This is a genomic window from Sulfolobus islandicus Y.N.15.51, assembly GCF_000022485.1.
Taxonomy (GTDB): Archaea; Thermoproteota; Thermoprotei_A; order Sulfolobales; family Sulfolobaceae; genus Saccharolobus; species Saccharolobus islandicus.
The window spans coordinates 1,976,863-1,992,000 of record NC_012623.1 but is presented as its reverse complement, the minus strand read 5'-3'; the positions used below and the strand labels follow the sequence as shown (position 1 = coordinate 1,992,000).

Annotated in this window: 18 protein-coding genes and 4 pseudogenes; 10 read left to right on the top strand and 12 right to left on the bottom strand. The window is 37.1% G+C overall.

Translation table 11 applies throughout. From position 1 onward, the window contains the following. Positions 1-68: 68 nt before the first annotated feature. Positions 69-173 carry a transglutaminase domain-containing protein gene (locus tag YN1551_RS16085; RefSeq protein ID WP_012715659.1) on the bottom strand — a complete coding sequence of 35 codons (105 nt, stop codon included), beginning with the start codon at positions 171-173 and terminating at the stop codon, positions 69-71. Between the two features lie 3 nt (positions 174-176). On the opposite strand from YN1551_RS16085, the pseudogene YN1551_RS16690 reads away from it, so the two are divergent. Next, a pseudogene (locus YN1551_RS16690) lies at positions 177-290 on the top strand (IS5/IS1182 family transposase); the annotation flags it as partial. A gap of 550 nt (positions 291-840) precedes the next feature. Beyond that, a complete protein-coding gene (locus YN1551_RS10845; protein ID WP_012717808.1) occupies positions 841-2,451 on the top strand; it encodes a S9 family peptidase in 1,611 nt (536 codons plus the stop codon). 108 nt (positions 2,452-2,559) lie between these two features. Here the strand turns inward: YN1551_RS10845 and YN1551_RS10840 are convergent, their stop codons facing one another. Further along, complete coding sequence (locus YN1551_RS10840; protein WP_012715555.1) at positions 2,560-3,294, bottom strand: IS1-like element ISC796 family transposase; 735 nt, start codon at positions 3,292-3,294, stop codon at positions 2,560-2,562. Between the two features lie 113 nt (positions 3,295-3,407). Between YN1551_RS10840 and YN1551_RS10835 the strand changes: the two are divergent. Then, positions 3,408-4,173, top strand: a pseudogene (locus tag YN1551_RS10835) (IS6 family transposase). A gap of 336 nt (positions 4,174-4,509) precedes the next feature. On the opposite strand, the gene YN1551_RS10830 reads toward YN1551_RS10835, so the two are convergent. Beyond that, a complete protein-coding gene (locus YN1551_RS10830; RefSeq protein ID WP_012717806.1) occupies positions 4,510-5,208 on the bottom strand; it encodes a TIGR00266 family protein in 699 nt (232 codons plus the stop codon). Between the two features lie 708 nt (positions 5,209-5,916). On the opposite strand from YN1551_RS10830, the gene YN1551_RS17620 reads away from it, so the two are divergent. Further along, on the top strand, positions 5,917-6,087 hold the full coding sequence (locus YN1551_RS17620; RefSeq protein WP_238527825.1) for a hypothetical protein: 171 nt from the start codon (positions 5,917-5,919) through the stop codon (positions 6,085-6,087). A 230-nt stretch (positions 6,088-6,317) separates the two neighbouring features. Then, positions 6,318-7,549: pseudogene (locus YN1551_RS10820) on the top strand (IS256-like element ISC1332 family transposase). Positions 7,550-7,766: 217 nt separating this feature from the next. Here YN1551_RS10820 and YN1551_RS10815 read toward each other — a convergent pair. Continuing rightward, the gene (locus tag YN1551_RS10815) at positions 7,767-8,141 is read right to left on the bottom strand and encodes a PaREP1 family protein (protein ID WP_012717804.1); all 375 of its coding nucleotides are present in this window, start codon (positions 8,139-8,141) and stop codon (positions 7,767-7,769) included. A gap of 213 nt (positions 8,142-8,354) precedes the next feature. Here YN1551_RS10815 and YN1551_RS17125 point away from each other — a divergent pair, with 213 nt between their 5' ends. Then, the gene (locus YN1551_RS17125; protein ID WP_012717803.1) at positions 8,355-8,504 is read left to right on the top strand and encodes a hypothetical protein; all 150 of its coding nucleotides are present in this window, start codon (positions 8,355-8,357) and stop codon (positions 8,502-8,504) included. Positions 8,505-8,638: 134 nt separating this feature from the next. On the opposite strand, the gene YN1551_RS15530 is transcribed toward YN1551_RS17125, so the two are convergent. Beyond that, positions 8,639-8,953, bottom strand: coding sequence for a hypothetical protein (locus YN1551_RS15530; protein ID WP_052292745.1), 315 nt, complete (start codon positions 8,951-8,953; stop codon positions 8,639-8,641). Beyond that, complete coding sequence (locus YN1551_RS15525; RefSeq protein ID WP_012717801.1) at positions 8,910-10,031, bottom strand: protein kinase domain-containing protein; 1,122 nt, start codon at positions 10,029-10,031, stop codon at positions 8,910-8,912. Before YN1551_RS15525 ends, YN1551_RS15530 begins: the two co-directional genes overlap by 44 nt. A 501-nt stretch (positions 10,032-10,532) precedes the next feature. Between YN1551_RS15525 and YN1551_RS16685 the strand changes: the two are divergent. After that, a pseudogene (locus YN1551_RS16685) lies at positions 10,533-10,733 on the top strand (IS200/IS605 family accessory protein TnpB-related protein); the annotation flags it as partial. 133 nt (positions 10,734-10,866) lie between these two features. Here YN1551_RS16685 and YN1551_RS10800 read toward each other — a convergent pair. The 6 genes from YN1551_RS10800 to YN1551_RS17610 all read right to left on the bottom strand — a co-directional run bounded on the left by YN1551_RS10800 (position 10,867) and on the right by YN1551_RS17610 (position 13,587). Next, complete coding sequence (locus YN1551_RS10800; RefSeq protein ID WP_012717800.1) at positions 10,867-11,358, bottom strand: hydrogenase maturation protease; 492 nt, start codon at positions 11,356-11,358, stop codon at positions 10,867-10,869. Next, complete coding sequence (locus YN1551_RS10795; RefSeq protein WP_012717799.1) at positions 11,340-11,771, bottom strand: hypothetical protein; 432 nt, start codon at positions 11,769-11,771, stop codon at positions 11,340-11,342. The genes YN1551_RS10800 and YN1551_RS10795 overlap by 19 nt, the downstream gene beginning before the upstream one ends. After that, entirely contained in the window at positions 11,768-11,980 is a 213-nt protein-coding gene (locus YN1551_RS10790; protein WP_012717798.1) for a hypothetical protein, read from the bottom strand. Before YN1551_RS10790 ends, YN1551_RS10795 begins: the two co-directional genes overlap by 4 nt. 151 nt (positions 11,981-12,131) lie before the next feature. Continuing rightward, on the bottom strand, positions 12,132-12,377 hold the full coding sequence (locus YN1551_RS10785) for a PaREP1 family protein (RefSeq protein ID WP_012717797.1): 246 nt from the start codon (positions 12,375-12,377) through the stop codon (positions 12,132-12,134). Between the two features lie 112 nt (positions 12,378-12,489). Then, positions 12,490-12,936 (bottom strand): KH domain-containing protein, encoded by a 447-nt coding sequence (locus tag YN1551_RS17615; RefSeq protein WP_012717796.1) that lies wholly within the window; start codon positions 12,934-12,936, stop codon positions 12,490-12,492. A gap of 15 nt (positions 12,937-12,951) precedes the next feature. Then, complete coding sequence (locus tag YN1551_RS17610; protein ID WP_238527824.1) at positions 12,952-13,587, bottom strand: PhoH family protein; 636 nt, start codon at positions 13,585-13,587, stop codon at positions 12,952-12,954. 203 nt (positions 13,588-13,790) lie between these two features. On the opposite strand from YN1551_RS17610, the gene YN1551_RS10775 reads away from it, so the two are divergent. From YN1551_RS10775 to YN1551_RS17600, 3 genes are read left to right on the top strand one after another with little or no spacing between them, the layout of a single operon-like run. Next, positions 13,791-14,447, top strand: a complete 657-nt coding sequence (locus tag YN1551_RS10775; RefSeq protein WP_012717795.1) for a hypothetical protein — start codon at positions 13,791-13,793, stop codon at positions 14,445-14,447. A 57-nt stretch (positions 14,448-14,504) separates the two neighbouring features. Next, positions 14,505-14,726 (top strand): hypothetical protein, encoded by a 222-nt coding sequence (locus YN1551_RS17605; protein ID WP_238527823.1) that lies wholly within the window; start codon positions 14,505-14,507, stop codon positions 14,724-14,726. Between the two features lie 60 nt (positions 14,727-14,786). Continuing rightward, entirely contained in the window at positions 14,787-15,077 is a 291-nt protein-coding gene (locus YN1551_RS17600) for a methyltransferase domain-containing protein (RefSeq protein ID WP_012717794.1), read from the top strand. Positions 15,078-15,138: the final 61 nt, after the last annotated feature.

Below are 15,138 nucleotides of genomic sequence, written 5' to 3'. Positions count from 1 at the left end.
AGATTTCTGTTAACGTGAGAAAGGATTCAACCCTTATTACGGTTGATTTTCTTGCTGAGCTCTTATCCTCATCTCACCCCCATGACATATCTGGCTGGAATACTTAATGCTCTGAGTAATCCCAAAGTAACGTGGATGTAATCTTGACAAACTCCATAACCTAAACTAAACACGGAGCTACTGAAAAGGATATGGAGGAACTTTTCGTTTACGTTGTTGCGTTGATCTATAACTCCTCCATCTACACCTCAGTGCTCTCGCGGGTTCCCGAGAGCCAACTCGCCCACTAACTTGTACCGCGTGAGTTAATCGAGGTAGTGTGGACTATGTTGAAAATTCTGTTTTTCTCTATACTTGATTATTTTCTATTACAATATAAGCTTAATCTCTCGTTATACTGAAAGATATAATTGCATTTTATTCTTAATTAATTATAAGATCGTTTTTCTATCTATATTTATTGAATTATTTGCGTTTGGGACACTCTCTTGAAGATATTTTCACCCTTTAAGCTAAAAAAAGTATAAACTTAGGATAAATATTTACTTCCAATTCATATTATGATGGTTACCCTTGGCTCTAAAAATCATTAGTAAGTATTATGCTCGGTCAGACCTCAAAGGGCAAGATTTATTTGATAAGTAATATCAACTTGTTATATCAAAATCCGGGATGCATGCAATAGGAAGGAAGTGTATGGAACCATAATTAGCTAAATAATAATGATTTAATATGGGAGAGTTTATATCATATTCTGATGATGAACTTGAATGAGAACGATTGGTGATATGAGGCCAGCTATCTGAATAACTTTTTATTTCTACTCTTCTTTTATTATTTATGAAATATGAAGATTTATTTAAGATAAAACCTGTACTCGATTATGATGTATATAACGGAAAAATAGCAACAATTATAAGAGATGAAAAACCCGTCCTTTACGTCAACAAGGAAAAAGTCCAGCTAGAAGGATATGCCAAAAAAATAGACTGGATAAATAGAAATAAAATGTTTATCACAGTAGACCCTAACGGTAGTGAAATTAGGAAGATTTACCTTTATGATCACGGAAAGATAGAGAAAATTATTGATAATGAGTTTGATAATTTCTCTCCTCGCGAGACAAATGAAGGGATTCTAGTAATCTCAAACTATGATAAAAAGACATTACATCTTTACCTTCACAATGAAGGAAAATATATTAAGCTAAGTAAGGGTGAAGGGCCAGTAAACAATTACTGTTTTAATGGCAAATACATAGTTTACTCTACTGGGATTTATGATAATAATATTCACGTGATAGATCTCAGTGGTAATGAAATTCATGTAATTAATATTCCAAACTCAGAGCAAGAGCTTGCAAATGAGAACTGTTTTACTTCTCCTTCATCATTCATCTTCCTCTCAAATCACGAGGATTTATCTAAGGTTTATGAGTTTGATATTTTAAAGGAAGAGATCAGAAAAATAAGGGAAAGTGATTATGAAATATTCGAGGCTATTCCATATAAGGGTTCTATCGCTTATGTCGAGGATAGGCACGGCAACTTCGTCTTAATTCACGAAAAAGAAGTAGTTAATGAAGGCTTTACACACTCCTTAAAGGTTGATGGAGATTATATTTATTTCGTAAACTCTAAACATGATAGATCAGCAGACCTATACAGATATGGGAAAGAGGTAGAGAGGTTAACTGACTCAATGAACTATGTTAAAGGGGATTTCATAAAACCTAAGGTTGTCTCTTACGACTCTAATGGACTTAGAATTTACGCCTTACTCTATGAAAAAGGTGATAAGGATAAGGGTATAGTTTATATTCACGGTGGCCCAGATTGGGAATGCGTAAACTCATTTAACCCGGAAATTCAATTCTTTATGGAGAGAGGGTTTAAGGTTATTTGTCCCAATTACAGAGGATCTATAGGTTATGGAAGGAGGTTTAACCATTTGAACGATAAAGACCCAGGCGGAGGTGAGTTGTTAGATGTTATAAATTCAGTGAAGGTCTTAGGAGTTAAAAAGATTGCAATAACTGGTGCAAGTTATGGTGGTTATTTGACTATGATGGCTATTACTAAGTTCCCAGATCTTTGGTGCTCTGCTGTAGCTGTAGTACCTTTTGTTAATTGGTTTACCGAAAAGAAGTTTGAGAGGGAAATACTTCAACAATATGACGAAATAAAGGTTGGTAGTGACGAAAACTTATTGAGAGATAGATCACCTATATTCTTTGTTGATAGGATTAAAGCCCCATTGCTTCTCTTAGCTGGTGAAAATGACCCAAGATGTCCAGCTGAGGAAACTTTGCAAGTAGTTGAAGAACTTAAAAAGTTAGGTAGAGAAGTTAAATATAAGATATACAAAGATGAAGGACATGGATTTGCAAAAATAGAAAATTATGTTGACTCGATAAAAGAGGCTGTGGAGTTTATTACTAGTCACTGCTGAAGTTGATTTCCCTATTAAAAATACATTTAGGTCTTTCAATATAATAACAAATCCAAAAGCTAAATAAAATTTTCTTTTAAAGTTTCCAGTATGGAGATAGTGTCGTCGTTAAGCTACAAATTCTGGGATTAACCTTCTCTCCCATAAGACTAGGGCTATGGAGTACATCATGGTGCGAATGCTCCTATTTACTGCCTTCGTTGCTCTCTTGAATCTAATTAGCCTATCCCTTAATGAGGAATGAAAGGACTCGTTCGGGTTAACTGGCGAGACAACCGTGTGGTCTTTCAACCAGAAGTACAAGTTATAATCATCGCTCACCCATCTACCCTCGTCAGGCAAATACTTTTTGACCTCAAGGAAAGTACTCTCATCCCTATCCCCCACAGAGTAAATGAGGTAAACTCCCAGCTTCGTGTACACGTAACAAGTGAAAACCCACTTGTAAAAAGCCCTAGCATTCTTGTACAAGTAAGTCCACATCTCATCAACAACCTTAGCAACAACCTTACCCTTGACCAGCTCCTTAGCCCTACCCCACAACTCAACCAACTTCTCATGCTTTTTCCTACCATAACGCTTAATCCAAGTGAAAACAGTACCAAGAGGTACGTTAAGCACCCTAGAAATAGCCCTCATACTCATACCATTAGCATACATTCTCAAAGCCTCCTCCCTCAACTTCCTAGAATGATGATGATAACTAGCATCACCCAAGAAGTACTTACCACAATCCCTACACAAAAACTTCTGCCTACCCAAAGGCCTACCACACTTAACAACATGATGACTACCACAAGAGGGACAAGAAACGTCTTGCCTAAATACAGGCTTCCTACCCATAAGTAATACTCGTTATACAAATATAAATAACTTAACGACGACACTACCAGTATGGACAACAATTTTGCTAATTCCAAATAAATTATATGAATTGTCTATTCTTTTTAGAGAGAATAATTTGTGTAATACTTTTTTGGGTGAGCAGGGGTAATATTACTTGGAGGTGAGATTACGGGAACTATATGGAAAGTTCCCGTGCTCATCCAATTACTACTAATACTAATGGAGTATATTAATCTTAAGCCAAGGTTTTACTCTAAGGATACCTTAGCCTATGCCTTGGCTGACTACATTTCCGGATTATCCTCTTGGAGGGCAGTGTTACCCCACTCTACCTTGCTCTACTACCATAGGAGGTTGAGTTATGTTAAGTACGCTGTACCATTGAGCGGGGTTTATGCGATTGATGAGACTAAGGTGAGGCTGGTCAAGGACAAGTACTATTACGTGTGGATCGTCAGGGACGTTAAAACCAAGGCTATACTTTTCTTCATGTTAACGGGTGTTAGGAGTGGAGTACATATTTTGGTAGTTTTGGTGAACATGAGTAGGGTTGAGGAAATCACAAGGAGGGTGTTTAGGACGAGGGTAGATAAGGTAGTTTATCTGCATGACGGAGCAACTGCATACAACGCCTTCTCATGGTTTAACGTAGAACACAAAAGGGTAACGTTCAACGAGAGGGAATATGCGGAACAAGGGTTCAGAAGCTTGAAACACAGGCTGGCATCAATGGACTTCCACTTCCCTTGGAACTCCAACAAGTTAACAATAACGAGGTGGTTATCAACATTCTTTCTAATATTCAACACGCTTTGCACCCCGACATGTTTATTAGACAAGGAGGTGATAATAAATGTAAATATTTCAAATGAATGAAATTGTTGTTAACACTCGTTTCCCTTAGGGCGATTCAGGTCTCTTTTGCGAATTGTAATTTGTGAATAAGATGGATAAAACAAAGTAAACTACTGAGCGTGGATCTCCACCTAGTCAGAGCGGCGATATTTAATTAAATTCATTACGATTCTTTAAATAAACTGAATTCGCAAAGGATGCGTGAATGACCCTCTCCCTTATCTTAACACTAACATGCTTTTGATAATCATATATTATCTGAAAACCGAGTTTCTTTCTAGCCAACTCTTTGAAATCATCAATGTACAGAATAGAGTTAGTAGCATTTTAACACAAAAAGAATAAAACTAATGGGGGTTATATCCTAATATTAAAGCTTGGACCACCTTGCTGACCTTGAGGTAAATATGGTCTTAATGAGGCTACTAATTGTTCAACAGTCAATGTATGTAGCCATATTTTTCCTGGACCTTCAATATTTACAAAGAATAGACCCTCTCCAGAGAATAACAGTGATCGTATTCCTCCTACGGGTTGAATACCATATCTCATACCTTCTTCAAATGCCATTAAATGAGACGCTTCAACTTCCAAACTCTCTCCAGGATTAAGGTATTTCTCAATTAAACCTCCGTAAGCGTGCAAGAATACGTTGCCATCACCCCTAAACCTTGCTAAAAATATACCTTCTCCACCTAACCATCCTACACCTAGTTTATTTAAAGTAGCATCGTAATTCACATTGTTTTCTGCACATAAGAAAGAATGGGACTCTGCTAGAATTCCATTGCCTTGTAGTTGTATTTGAACTATCGGACCTGGAAAGACTCCAGATAAGTATACTTCCCCTGGACCTAAAAATTCAGTTACGAAAAATGATCCGCCAGTTATCTCCCTTTTTAAAGCCCCAAAAAATCCACCCCTCATTGTCGTCTTCATTATCACTGAACTTTGTTTTGCAACCATATGCCCTGCATCAGCGTAAATTGCTTCTCCTTCACCTAGCATTACTTTTAAGTACTGTAAATCTTTTCCAAGAATTTCATACTGAGGCATGATCTCTCTTTATAGTCATAGTATATAAATCTTGATGCTTAAATGGACTTTCCAACTCTTCTAGGTATGGTAATCAAGTATGCATTACTCTTGATTATGTTATGCTTAACAAAAAGAACGACAAGCCTTCGCCTCTCTGAGATGGGGTTAAAGCTTTTAATCTTAGTTTAATAGCTTGAAGTGTGCTATCGATGAAGTGCGAGGAAGCCCACAAAAGTGGACATACTGAAGATAAGGATCCCCGCGGGCCTTTGCATATCCCCGAGTCTCGAAAAACCGGGAGTAAAAGACACTCTTGGTGAGGGATAGGCGTAATGGGCTGAAAGCTCAGCCCGTGGTCTACCGCTGGACGAATGAAATGGGCTGAATCCTTTCTCACGTTAATAGAAATCTTTTTGTCTGTTTATAACAAATTTTTGTTGATAAATAATGATCTCTCACACCGATGTGGGCTATGCCCAAAAGAGTGGGAGTGATTGCAGAGATGTGAGTCCCGTGCCGTTGGAGTCCCATGACCCACGGGCTAAGTCCCTACACTCGATCATGAATGAACATAAAATGAGTGAAATGAAAGTGTAGGGACAAACGGTGATACTAAGTATCAGGGGTGATACTTGCTATTTTCAACAGAACCTAAAGATTCCATTAAAGACACTTATTCGATCGCGAAACTGAAATAGATAAGTTAAAAGGAGTTTAAACGAGAGAATGATAGTAGTTCTCGGCTTAAAGAGGACTGGAAAATCCAGTTTAGTACTCTCAACTCTTAACTCTTTAAACGTGAATTGCATTTTCATAGACGTAAGGAAAATCTACGACGACGTATCTAAAAAGTTCCTGCTGAAAAGCTTTACGAGGAACTCTACTCTGGGCTTTTAAAACTGAGTAAAAAGAATTAGGAATTTGCTGTCAAAATTTAACCTATCGTTAGAATATCCATTAAAGGTGAAATTACCTTATAGAGGAGATAAGAAATAACATAAGCAAGATTTTTGAGGGTTTGGACTTCATTGAATTTTCATGAAATTATATCTAATCCTCAGCCCTTGGACTTCAACAGAGTCACAGGGGCTACCAGTTATAGTTGTGGTAGCAAAAGGTGAAAAATAATGACAAAAAGTAAAAATAACCCCGGAAGGGGTAATACCATAAGGGAGAGTAATACCATGAAGGTAATGGAAGAAATAAGAGAAAAGATAAGAAAGGCAATCAAAGAAGGAGTTAGCCTAAGGGAAATAGAGGAGATAATCTTGCAAGAGGCCATGATGGAAGAGAGGGAAGCCTACCTAGAAGTTGAGGACGACCACAAGAACGGGACCTACTTCAGATATCTGGGAACCGGAGACGGAGTATTAAGACTCAGAGTACCGAGAACCAGAAAGGGTGGCTTCAGACCCAAGATCCTTCCGGAGAAAGGACCAGCCCAGATTACGAGGACTTCCTCCAGCAGCTCGTTCTATCAGGCATGACTCCAAGTCAAGTCAAGGCCGTGTTAGCAGCCAAGGGAATACCGTATAGTGAGATCGTAATGGATCGGGTTGCCGAGAGAATATCCAACAAACTCAAGGAATACAAGAGCCGCGAACTACCTCACGATCTCCTAGCCCTTTACATCGATGTGAAGATCGTAAAGGTCAGAATCAGCGAGTCGATCATGGAGAGAGCCATTTACATTGCCATAGGAGTTGACTTAGAAGGGAATAAGTTCGTCTTGGACTACGAAGTTAGGGATAGGGAGGACTTGGACGGTTGGAAGTCCTTCTTGAGCGGACTCGTAAGCAGGGGAGTCAGCAGGGTTGACGTAATCGTGAGCGATGACTTCTCTGGACTCGATCGCGTCGTGTCCACGCTCTTTCCCTCCTCTCAACACCAGCTCTGTATAACACACATGGTTAGGAACCTCATGAGGGTCCTCCCAGACAAGGAGGAACTAATGATTAGAGTTAGGGATCTAAAGTCCTCCAGGAACGTGGAGGAGGGAAGGAAGGCTATATTGTCCCTCAGCCAACTTGTCCAACCCTTTTCTCCAGCCCGAGCCAAGAGGCTTCTTGACGCTGCTGACAAGTATTGTTCCTTTCTCAACTTCCCCAGGGAGATTAGACACTACCTCTACACTAATAACACGTCGGAGAGTTTCAACTCGACCCTGGCTAGGTTCGAGGAGGAGCTCGGAGGTTACTTTCCCTCTCTTCGCTCCTTGGAGGTCTATCTCTACGTTTCGATCCATGAAAGTAATTCGCGTTGGAAGTTCAGGCCCATGTCGGTGATAAGGCATTACTCATATCATCTCAAACAACTCCACGCTTCAAGGTTCCAGGTGAGTCTTGATGAAGACTTTTAACCTTCTGCTTACATATTTTCTCACACAACTATACCCAGTAGCCCCGTCACATCCGTTACCCCTCTGACCCTTTAGCGGGATAACCCCAGCCTACATCCAGCACGGATGTGGGGAAACCCGCATATCTTTTATTCACCGTCACACCTCATCGTGATATATCCACCCATCTGGTGTGACTGCTTTATATTTTCCATCAAAGTAATATAAACTTCACAGTTTATCGGAAACTGCTGACAACGGCTATTACAACCAGTTTTCTAACATCTTCTTTCAATTTTGTAACTTCTTTCTCATTTAGGCTAATTTCATGAAATCCCTCAACAGGAAGAGTCCATGCATTTCTCCATTGAATGGCAATTTCGGGATATTTATTTCGTAACAATTTAGAGGCTTTAAATAAACTTTCACTTTCCCATCTTCCCTTATTTTCGACCTCTTTAATTATTTCTTTTAGGTTATTTTCTATAACCAGAAGCTTTATTGCTTCCTCGGCAGCTTTATAATACTTCTCACAAGCTTGAACAAGGTCACCCTTTGAAAGTAATTCTTCTGCTTCGTCATAGTATACTTCAGCACTTATAGTTATGCTCATCCTATATTAGTTAAGAAAGATTAGTATTTAATCTTTCACCAAAAGAAAAGTGAAGCCTTAAAAATAAACAAAACACAATTTTGTGCGAAATCTAAGAAAGTCTAAATCTGTAATAAGCTAGATGACAGAATAAATAGTTATATCCATATTTTTGAACCAGAGCTGGAAACTGAAAAAATATTTGAAGCTAAAGATATAATTAAAAGAGAACTCATGAAATCAGGCTATGTTACACTATCATCAGTAGTACAAAACTATAATTTAACAGAATTGATAGCTAAAAAGGCATTTTATGCGTTAAAAAATGAGAATATAGGAAAAATCCATGAAGTAAAGGGAGAAATAGTTTTAAAGAGAGACTAAATAGATCATGGTATTAGTAATATATTTGGATATTTATCAGCAGTAGATTAAAATATAGGGGTATGTAAGAATTGCCTAATCTACCAAAAATTTCTAGCATATTAGTTATATACAAAAATAAATTATTTCAATATCTATTTTTTCGATAAACCAATTTGATTTCTTAAAAGCTCTATCCTCTTTAAAATATCTTCCTTTGTGCCTATATTATATTTAATTTTTTTCTCTAAACTGCTTATAACATCCTTTGTATCTACAGTGTTAATTTTCTTTATCCAAAATAGCGCTTCCTCATAATTATCTGAATATTTAACAACATGATATGCTAACTCTACAAAGGCATACGCAGTATTTTTAGTTGTAAGTCTAGTATATTGCCTATTAGATAAAATGGATATAAGTTCTTCAGTAGAATATCTGTTTTCTTTCTTGGGAGATAAACACTTCAAAAATTTCGTCATAATCCTTTAGGTCTGGATTAATGCTAGACGGTAGAGTGATTTGCATATTAAGTTTTTTATTATATACTTCACTTACATCTCCTTGGAAAACCGGCCTACCAGTAAGAATCTCATAAAATACTTCACATACTTGATATACATCCGTTTTTTCGTCAATTGGACCTAAGTGTGTATCTAATTGCTCCGGAGCCGCATAAATAGTGGTAAATGCTCCGTTTGCAGATGTGGTTATATCTGAAAATTTTGCTAATCCCCAATCACTAATCTTTGCCCTACCGTTAGCATCTAAAAGTATGTTAGACGATTTTATGTCCCTATGAATTATTCCCTTTTCATGAGCATATTTTAATCCAGAAAGAACATCTAAAATTATCCTAGTAGCTGTATCCTTATCAAAAGTCTTTCCATGAAGTGACCCATTCATTAGTTCCATTACCATGTAAGGTCTAGGATTTACATCATAATCTAAGAGTTTTACTATATTTGGATGATTTAAGTGTAACCATACTGCCAACTCTTTAACGAAATCCTTATCAGGAACTTTAGGAACTTTTATAGCTACAGGCAATGAATCATTTTTCCTCCTTGCTTTGTAAACTATAGCGAAACCACCTTCACCTATAGGTTCCAAGATCTCGTAGTTGGGGATTTGCATTACGCCTTGTACTTCAGAGTAGCTATTTCTCAAGGCACTCTCAAGTAAACTACGAATTGCACTATCTTTAGCAACATCTAAGGGAATATGCCCCCAATTGTCGGCAATCCGCGGATCAGCACCATGCTCAAGCAAGATCTTGACAATCTCAACATGACCATTAAGTGCTGCTTCATGTAATGGCGTACTACCGTTATTATTATTTTTAGCGTTTGGGTCAGCACCACGATCAAGCAAGATCTTAACAATCTCAACATGACCTTTATATGCTGCTATATGCAATGGCGTCCAGCCGTCATTATTTTTAGCGTTTGGGTTTGCCCCATTTTCGAGTGCTGTTTGTACTTTAATCAAGTTACCATTCTCAGCCGCCTTGAGGAGTTCATCGTCCCAGTTCTTGGTTCTCGCCATTTCTTTAATAATTTTTACTTAGCGAGTAATAAGGATTACGGAAACAAGACTAGATGTGATTAGTGCTGATAAGAATAGGACTTATGTTATTTTTGTTTGCGACGAACATAATCCCTCACACTAAAGTGGTGGGGATATAAATCCGTGTCCTTTTTATGCTAGCCCTTTTACTTTTTCCACAAAAAAGGATTCCCCTTATCCCTGTTCCTTACATTTACTTTAAGGTTAACGAAAACTTTACTCCAAGAATAGAAAAGTTAACATAAAGGGTTACTCCCCATATTTTATAAGGGCAGTAATTTTAATGTCGGGAATGTTTATTGCTTACTTATCAATTTTTAGCATTTACCCCGATTTTGCAGAGTGTTTTGCCCATTTTCCAGCTTATTACGTCGGGCTACTAATGGCAATAGCAAACGGAATACAAGGAACTTCATAATTTTCGGTAAATTATCCTACCGCCTAAATGTTTAATATATGTAGGTATTGCTTTCATGATATTACTTGGAAAGCGGTGAAGTTCTTTTGGAGAGGGATTCTATTGCTCCTCTTAACATTGCAAGAAAGGTGGATGGGAGGGTATTGGTGTTTCCCTCGACTAGCCCCAAGGACTTAAGGGTGACTGTGTATGATCCCTTAGGAGGGGTGCCCGTAGTGGAATTAAAAATAATTAGAAGTAAGGATAAGTTACGCCACGGGTAAACACCTACAGCCGGAAAGTAGTTGATATGATGAAAAGATAGATCCCACTGTTTGTCAATTGTCTTAATATTTTCCAAGCTATAGGTAAGGTTTGCTAATTGCTTTCAACATCACAATGAGAAGTTTTCATTTATCACCAAGGTTCTTTGCTTTTGCTTTTTACGCATTGTATAACTTTATCTATATCTACATCAATTCCGTAAGTAGAAATGAATTTCTTAAACTTCTGTAGCACTTTTTCTAGTCTTTTTATAGCGGCGTCGCTTATTCCGGGCCAGTCTATGTATTCCGGTTTTATTCCCACAATATACGCCTCTTTAGGTCTGTTATTAGATCTTGCAGATAAAGATAATACTTGCAACGGAGTTAATCTATGCGGATCTGTTATCTCTACGAAATCAGCTTTGTCTAAATCGACTTTAAATATTCCTTCCTCCTCATCCATTTGCACAATGTCTATAAAAAATACTATGTCTCCGTTTTCTATTGCCGAGAGAGCTTGAAAGCCGTTAGCACCAGCATTAAATGCAGGCAAGCCAAGTTCTTCCATACAAGCCGCAGTTAATGAACTAACCGCATCGTCTCCGTAAAGTCTATTTCCTAGACCTATGATTTTAATAGACAATTTACCTTCTCCTCCACCTTAGCATTAAGCTTTGCAATATTTTCGTCATTATAATCCCCCCTAAAATATAAGGCGTATACTTTGTTCACTACTGAGAAGATTAGAAGGCCGTAAGCTACGTCTTCTAAATAATACCTGCCATCTAATCCAGGTCTTAATAATTCTAACATTTCCCACCTATCTGTAGTCTCAAGAATTATTTCCTTCTCACTTATACCTTCTGGGGCATATCTACTACTTCCTACCAATAATACTTTTTCTGGAGATAACTTTCTTACCTCCTCTGCTGCGGCTATAGGATCCGTACCGAGGTCTAGGACAAAATCCTTGCCTTTCCACATCTCGTAAACTTTCTCTACAACTAACCCATCGGGTGTAGCAGAAAAAGGAATAAAACCCACAACTAACTTCATTTATTACCAGTCCGTATTTTTCTTATCAAATCTAAGAGGTCTTTTGCCTCATATTCCTTAAGCATTTTATCCAAATTAACCTCCTCAGGGGTTGTCTTTATGTCGTAAATTGTTGAGAGTAATTCTTGTTTTATGGGCCTTGTTATTTCTTCTTTAATTGCGTCCTTAAAAGCTAACAATTCTTGGACAAGTTCTATTATTTCGCCCATTTACATCACTAGCATATTCTAGGTACGATATCCCCTGTGGGCATTTCTAATATTTTTGCTCCCCCTACTGCAGTCTTTGCAACAACTATTCCTTTCTCGCTTTTAGGTTCAACTACATATCCAATACTTGCAGGCTCAAATCCTAAGCTTTTTAGGGTTTCCAGATATCTTTTAGCTCAACTTTCTTTTTAACGACTTTAAACAAAAGTTCAGATTCCCAATAGTTTTTTGCGTTTACCTGATTTAATATTTCACTCATATTATCTACAATAGCTATATACTTTAGAAAATCCTCTGTAGCTTTATAATATTTTTCACAAGCATCAACTAAATCTCCCTTATTCAAAAACTCATCAGCCTCCTCCAAATATATTTCTGCTGAAGTTCTAATTAACATCAAGTAGTATATTTGCCTACTTACCTTAAAATAAATAATGGAGATCGACAACCTAGGATTGCAAAAATAAGAGTTACCGTTAAGATGGACAATTCATGATATCGCAAAGCCTTTATGATTGATTTTCTTCGCTAGGCTGGATTACTCTAACCCCTACATTAAACATTTGTTTAATTACGTATTCAACTAGCCTGATATTTACACCTTTCTGGCCTATGAAGCCTCCGGACTCTTTCTTTAATCTCACTACGAGCTCGTTACCTTGAAAATCTACATTATCAACGTGCTTAACTACCCAAGGTAAAAGATGCACCGCCCTTATTATATCCTTAAAGTCTAGTTTTAACTCCACTACTCTAACCTTCATCTTAGTATCGCTCTCTATTCCGTTAATCCTTTCTCCGCTTTTACCTATTAGTCTACCCGCGTTGCCTTCCTTTACTACTATCAATGCGTCTGGGACGTGCTCTGAGGTTATATTAAGCTTTTTCTTTTCTTCTGAGAATTCAACGACAGTTATTATATCTGCATCTGGAGCGCGAATTTTTGCAGAATCCATTACCTTCTCTTCGGCTTAGCTGAGCTTTCTGGACCTTAATTTATACTCTAACAAAAGCCTAATTCCTCTCTTGGTCCCTGCCCTAACGATATCTTTTATTCCTAAGTCCACAACCTTTGCATCTTTCTCATTTAGTAACACTTCCCTTATAATTTCAGAAGGATCTGCCTCATTACTTAAAGTCTGGAAAACGGGATCTCCGGCTATAATTAACCTTGAGTTCTTACCTGCCCTTATGAACAGCTCTAGTACGCTTTCGGGCTTCATTAGCTGAACATCATCTAAAAATATTATCGAATCATTGAAAGACCTCCCTCTTAAGTACCTTGAATCTAACACTTCTATTTTCCCAGAAGAGAACAGATCATCTATAGTTTTCTCTTCAGCAAAACCGCCAAGAACGTCCTTTATATAATCCTTTACCATATCTTCATACTTGTCATATTCTTTTCTTGTTAATTCTTCCTGAGTTACTACGTCAACTATAGGCTTTGCTACAATTAATTTCCTAAATTTTCCAGTGGATACTGAATCGATACTGTAAGCTAATGAAAATAAACTTTTCCCAGTCCCTGTGGGACCAAATATACCTATAATATTATAATTGGAGTTAGTAAGTGCGTTAAGTAATTCCTCCTGGCCCTTACTCATAGGTTTAATTGACTCAAGCATATGATAATTTTTGAAGAAGGATTTTTGAGGTTAACTCATCGTGCACGTATCCCCGTGCACTCGTGAATTTTGATCATCGTGCACGTATCCCCGTGCACTCCCAATTAATAACTTGTGTGGAGAGATATTTAAGCTTACTTGTGATCGATTTCTTTTTTACTCGTAGTTGAATTCTTTAAATAATGACTAAAAATGAGATTCACATAGCAATTGATGAGGCAGGAAATCCAAATGATGAAAAACCGTTTATAATTTCAGCAGTTTTAATTAACGATATAAACTGTTACCTAAATTTATACGAGGAAGCAATAAAGGATGCACAAAGGCTCACGGGCAAGAATATAAAATATTTTAAATGGTCGGAAGATTCACCTAAACAATTCAAGTTAGGAAAGGACGTTAAAGGAATTTTTGTAAACAAGGTATTAAAGAACCTGACGGGAATCTCATTAATTATAAGGAAGGTAAATGAAACAAAATTAAGTAATTGCTCGGCGAAAATTTACGGAGAGATATTGGGCTTACATTTAAGGAAATACGTAGCAAGCAAGAGCGTCGTTGTTCATTATGATAGAACTCCGATATTGAGAGAAAGCGATAAACAATACATTACCATTAATTTTCCTAAATGGACTTTAGCTAAAGTCCTTGGAGTCGATTTTACCGGACATGATAAATGCGAATTAATTCATTCGGCAGATTATATCTCAGGTATAGTAAGAGAGCATGTAAGGAAGGATGAACTTAAAAAAGAATATAGACAAAAAGTGGAAGAATATTTTAATGTTTTAATCAAAAATTTCAAAATAAAGGAGGTAAACATTAAAGATTATGAGTAGTCAGAAAGTGACGTAGTATTTATCATAATTTATAAATTTAAGATATCATAATTAACTATGTCATCTATTTTTGACAGTATAAATTCCTGGAATTATAAACCTTTCAGGAGAATGGGAGTCACAATTTGCGAAGAGCTGAGGATAGGTAAACTCGTTTCATCAATAATAAAGAGGATCAATCCTAAAAAAGTCTTGGAAATAGGTTGCGGTAACTGTTTAGTTACGTTAAGCGTCGAGAAGGAAACTAAACTTCCTTCCCTAATTTCAATAGAAGTATGAAACGAGGAAATTACAGACAAGGAAGTTAAGGATTATTTAAGAGATGAGGATTATAATTTAGTGGAGAACTTGTTTCCTTTACCTTTTAAAGAGAAAAGCTTCGATTTAGCTTATTCTGTCCTTTATTTTTATAATAAAATAAGAAAGGAAAGAAGCGACTTAGCCAATGAGGTAAGCAAAGTAATAAAGGATAACGGATATTTTATACTTATTGAACCGGAGATTGTTAGAAACATGAGGAAAGATTTCTTTAATGCAGGGTTTTCTGAAGTCGAATATCATGTAGACCAAGGAATATTCTTCTCATTAATGAAGAAAGTCGATACTAACATTCAAAGGAGCATTACGTGATCAGGTCTTGGTATTCCCCGCATTCACACATTAGGCAATAACCATAAATAGACTGGGAAAA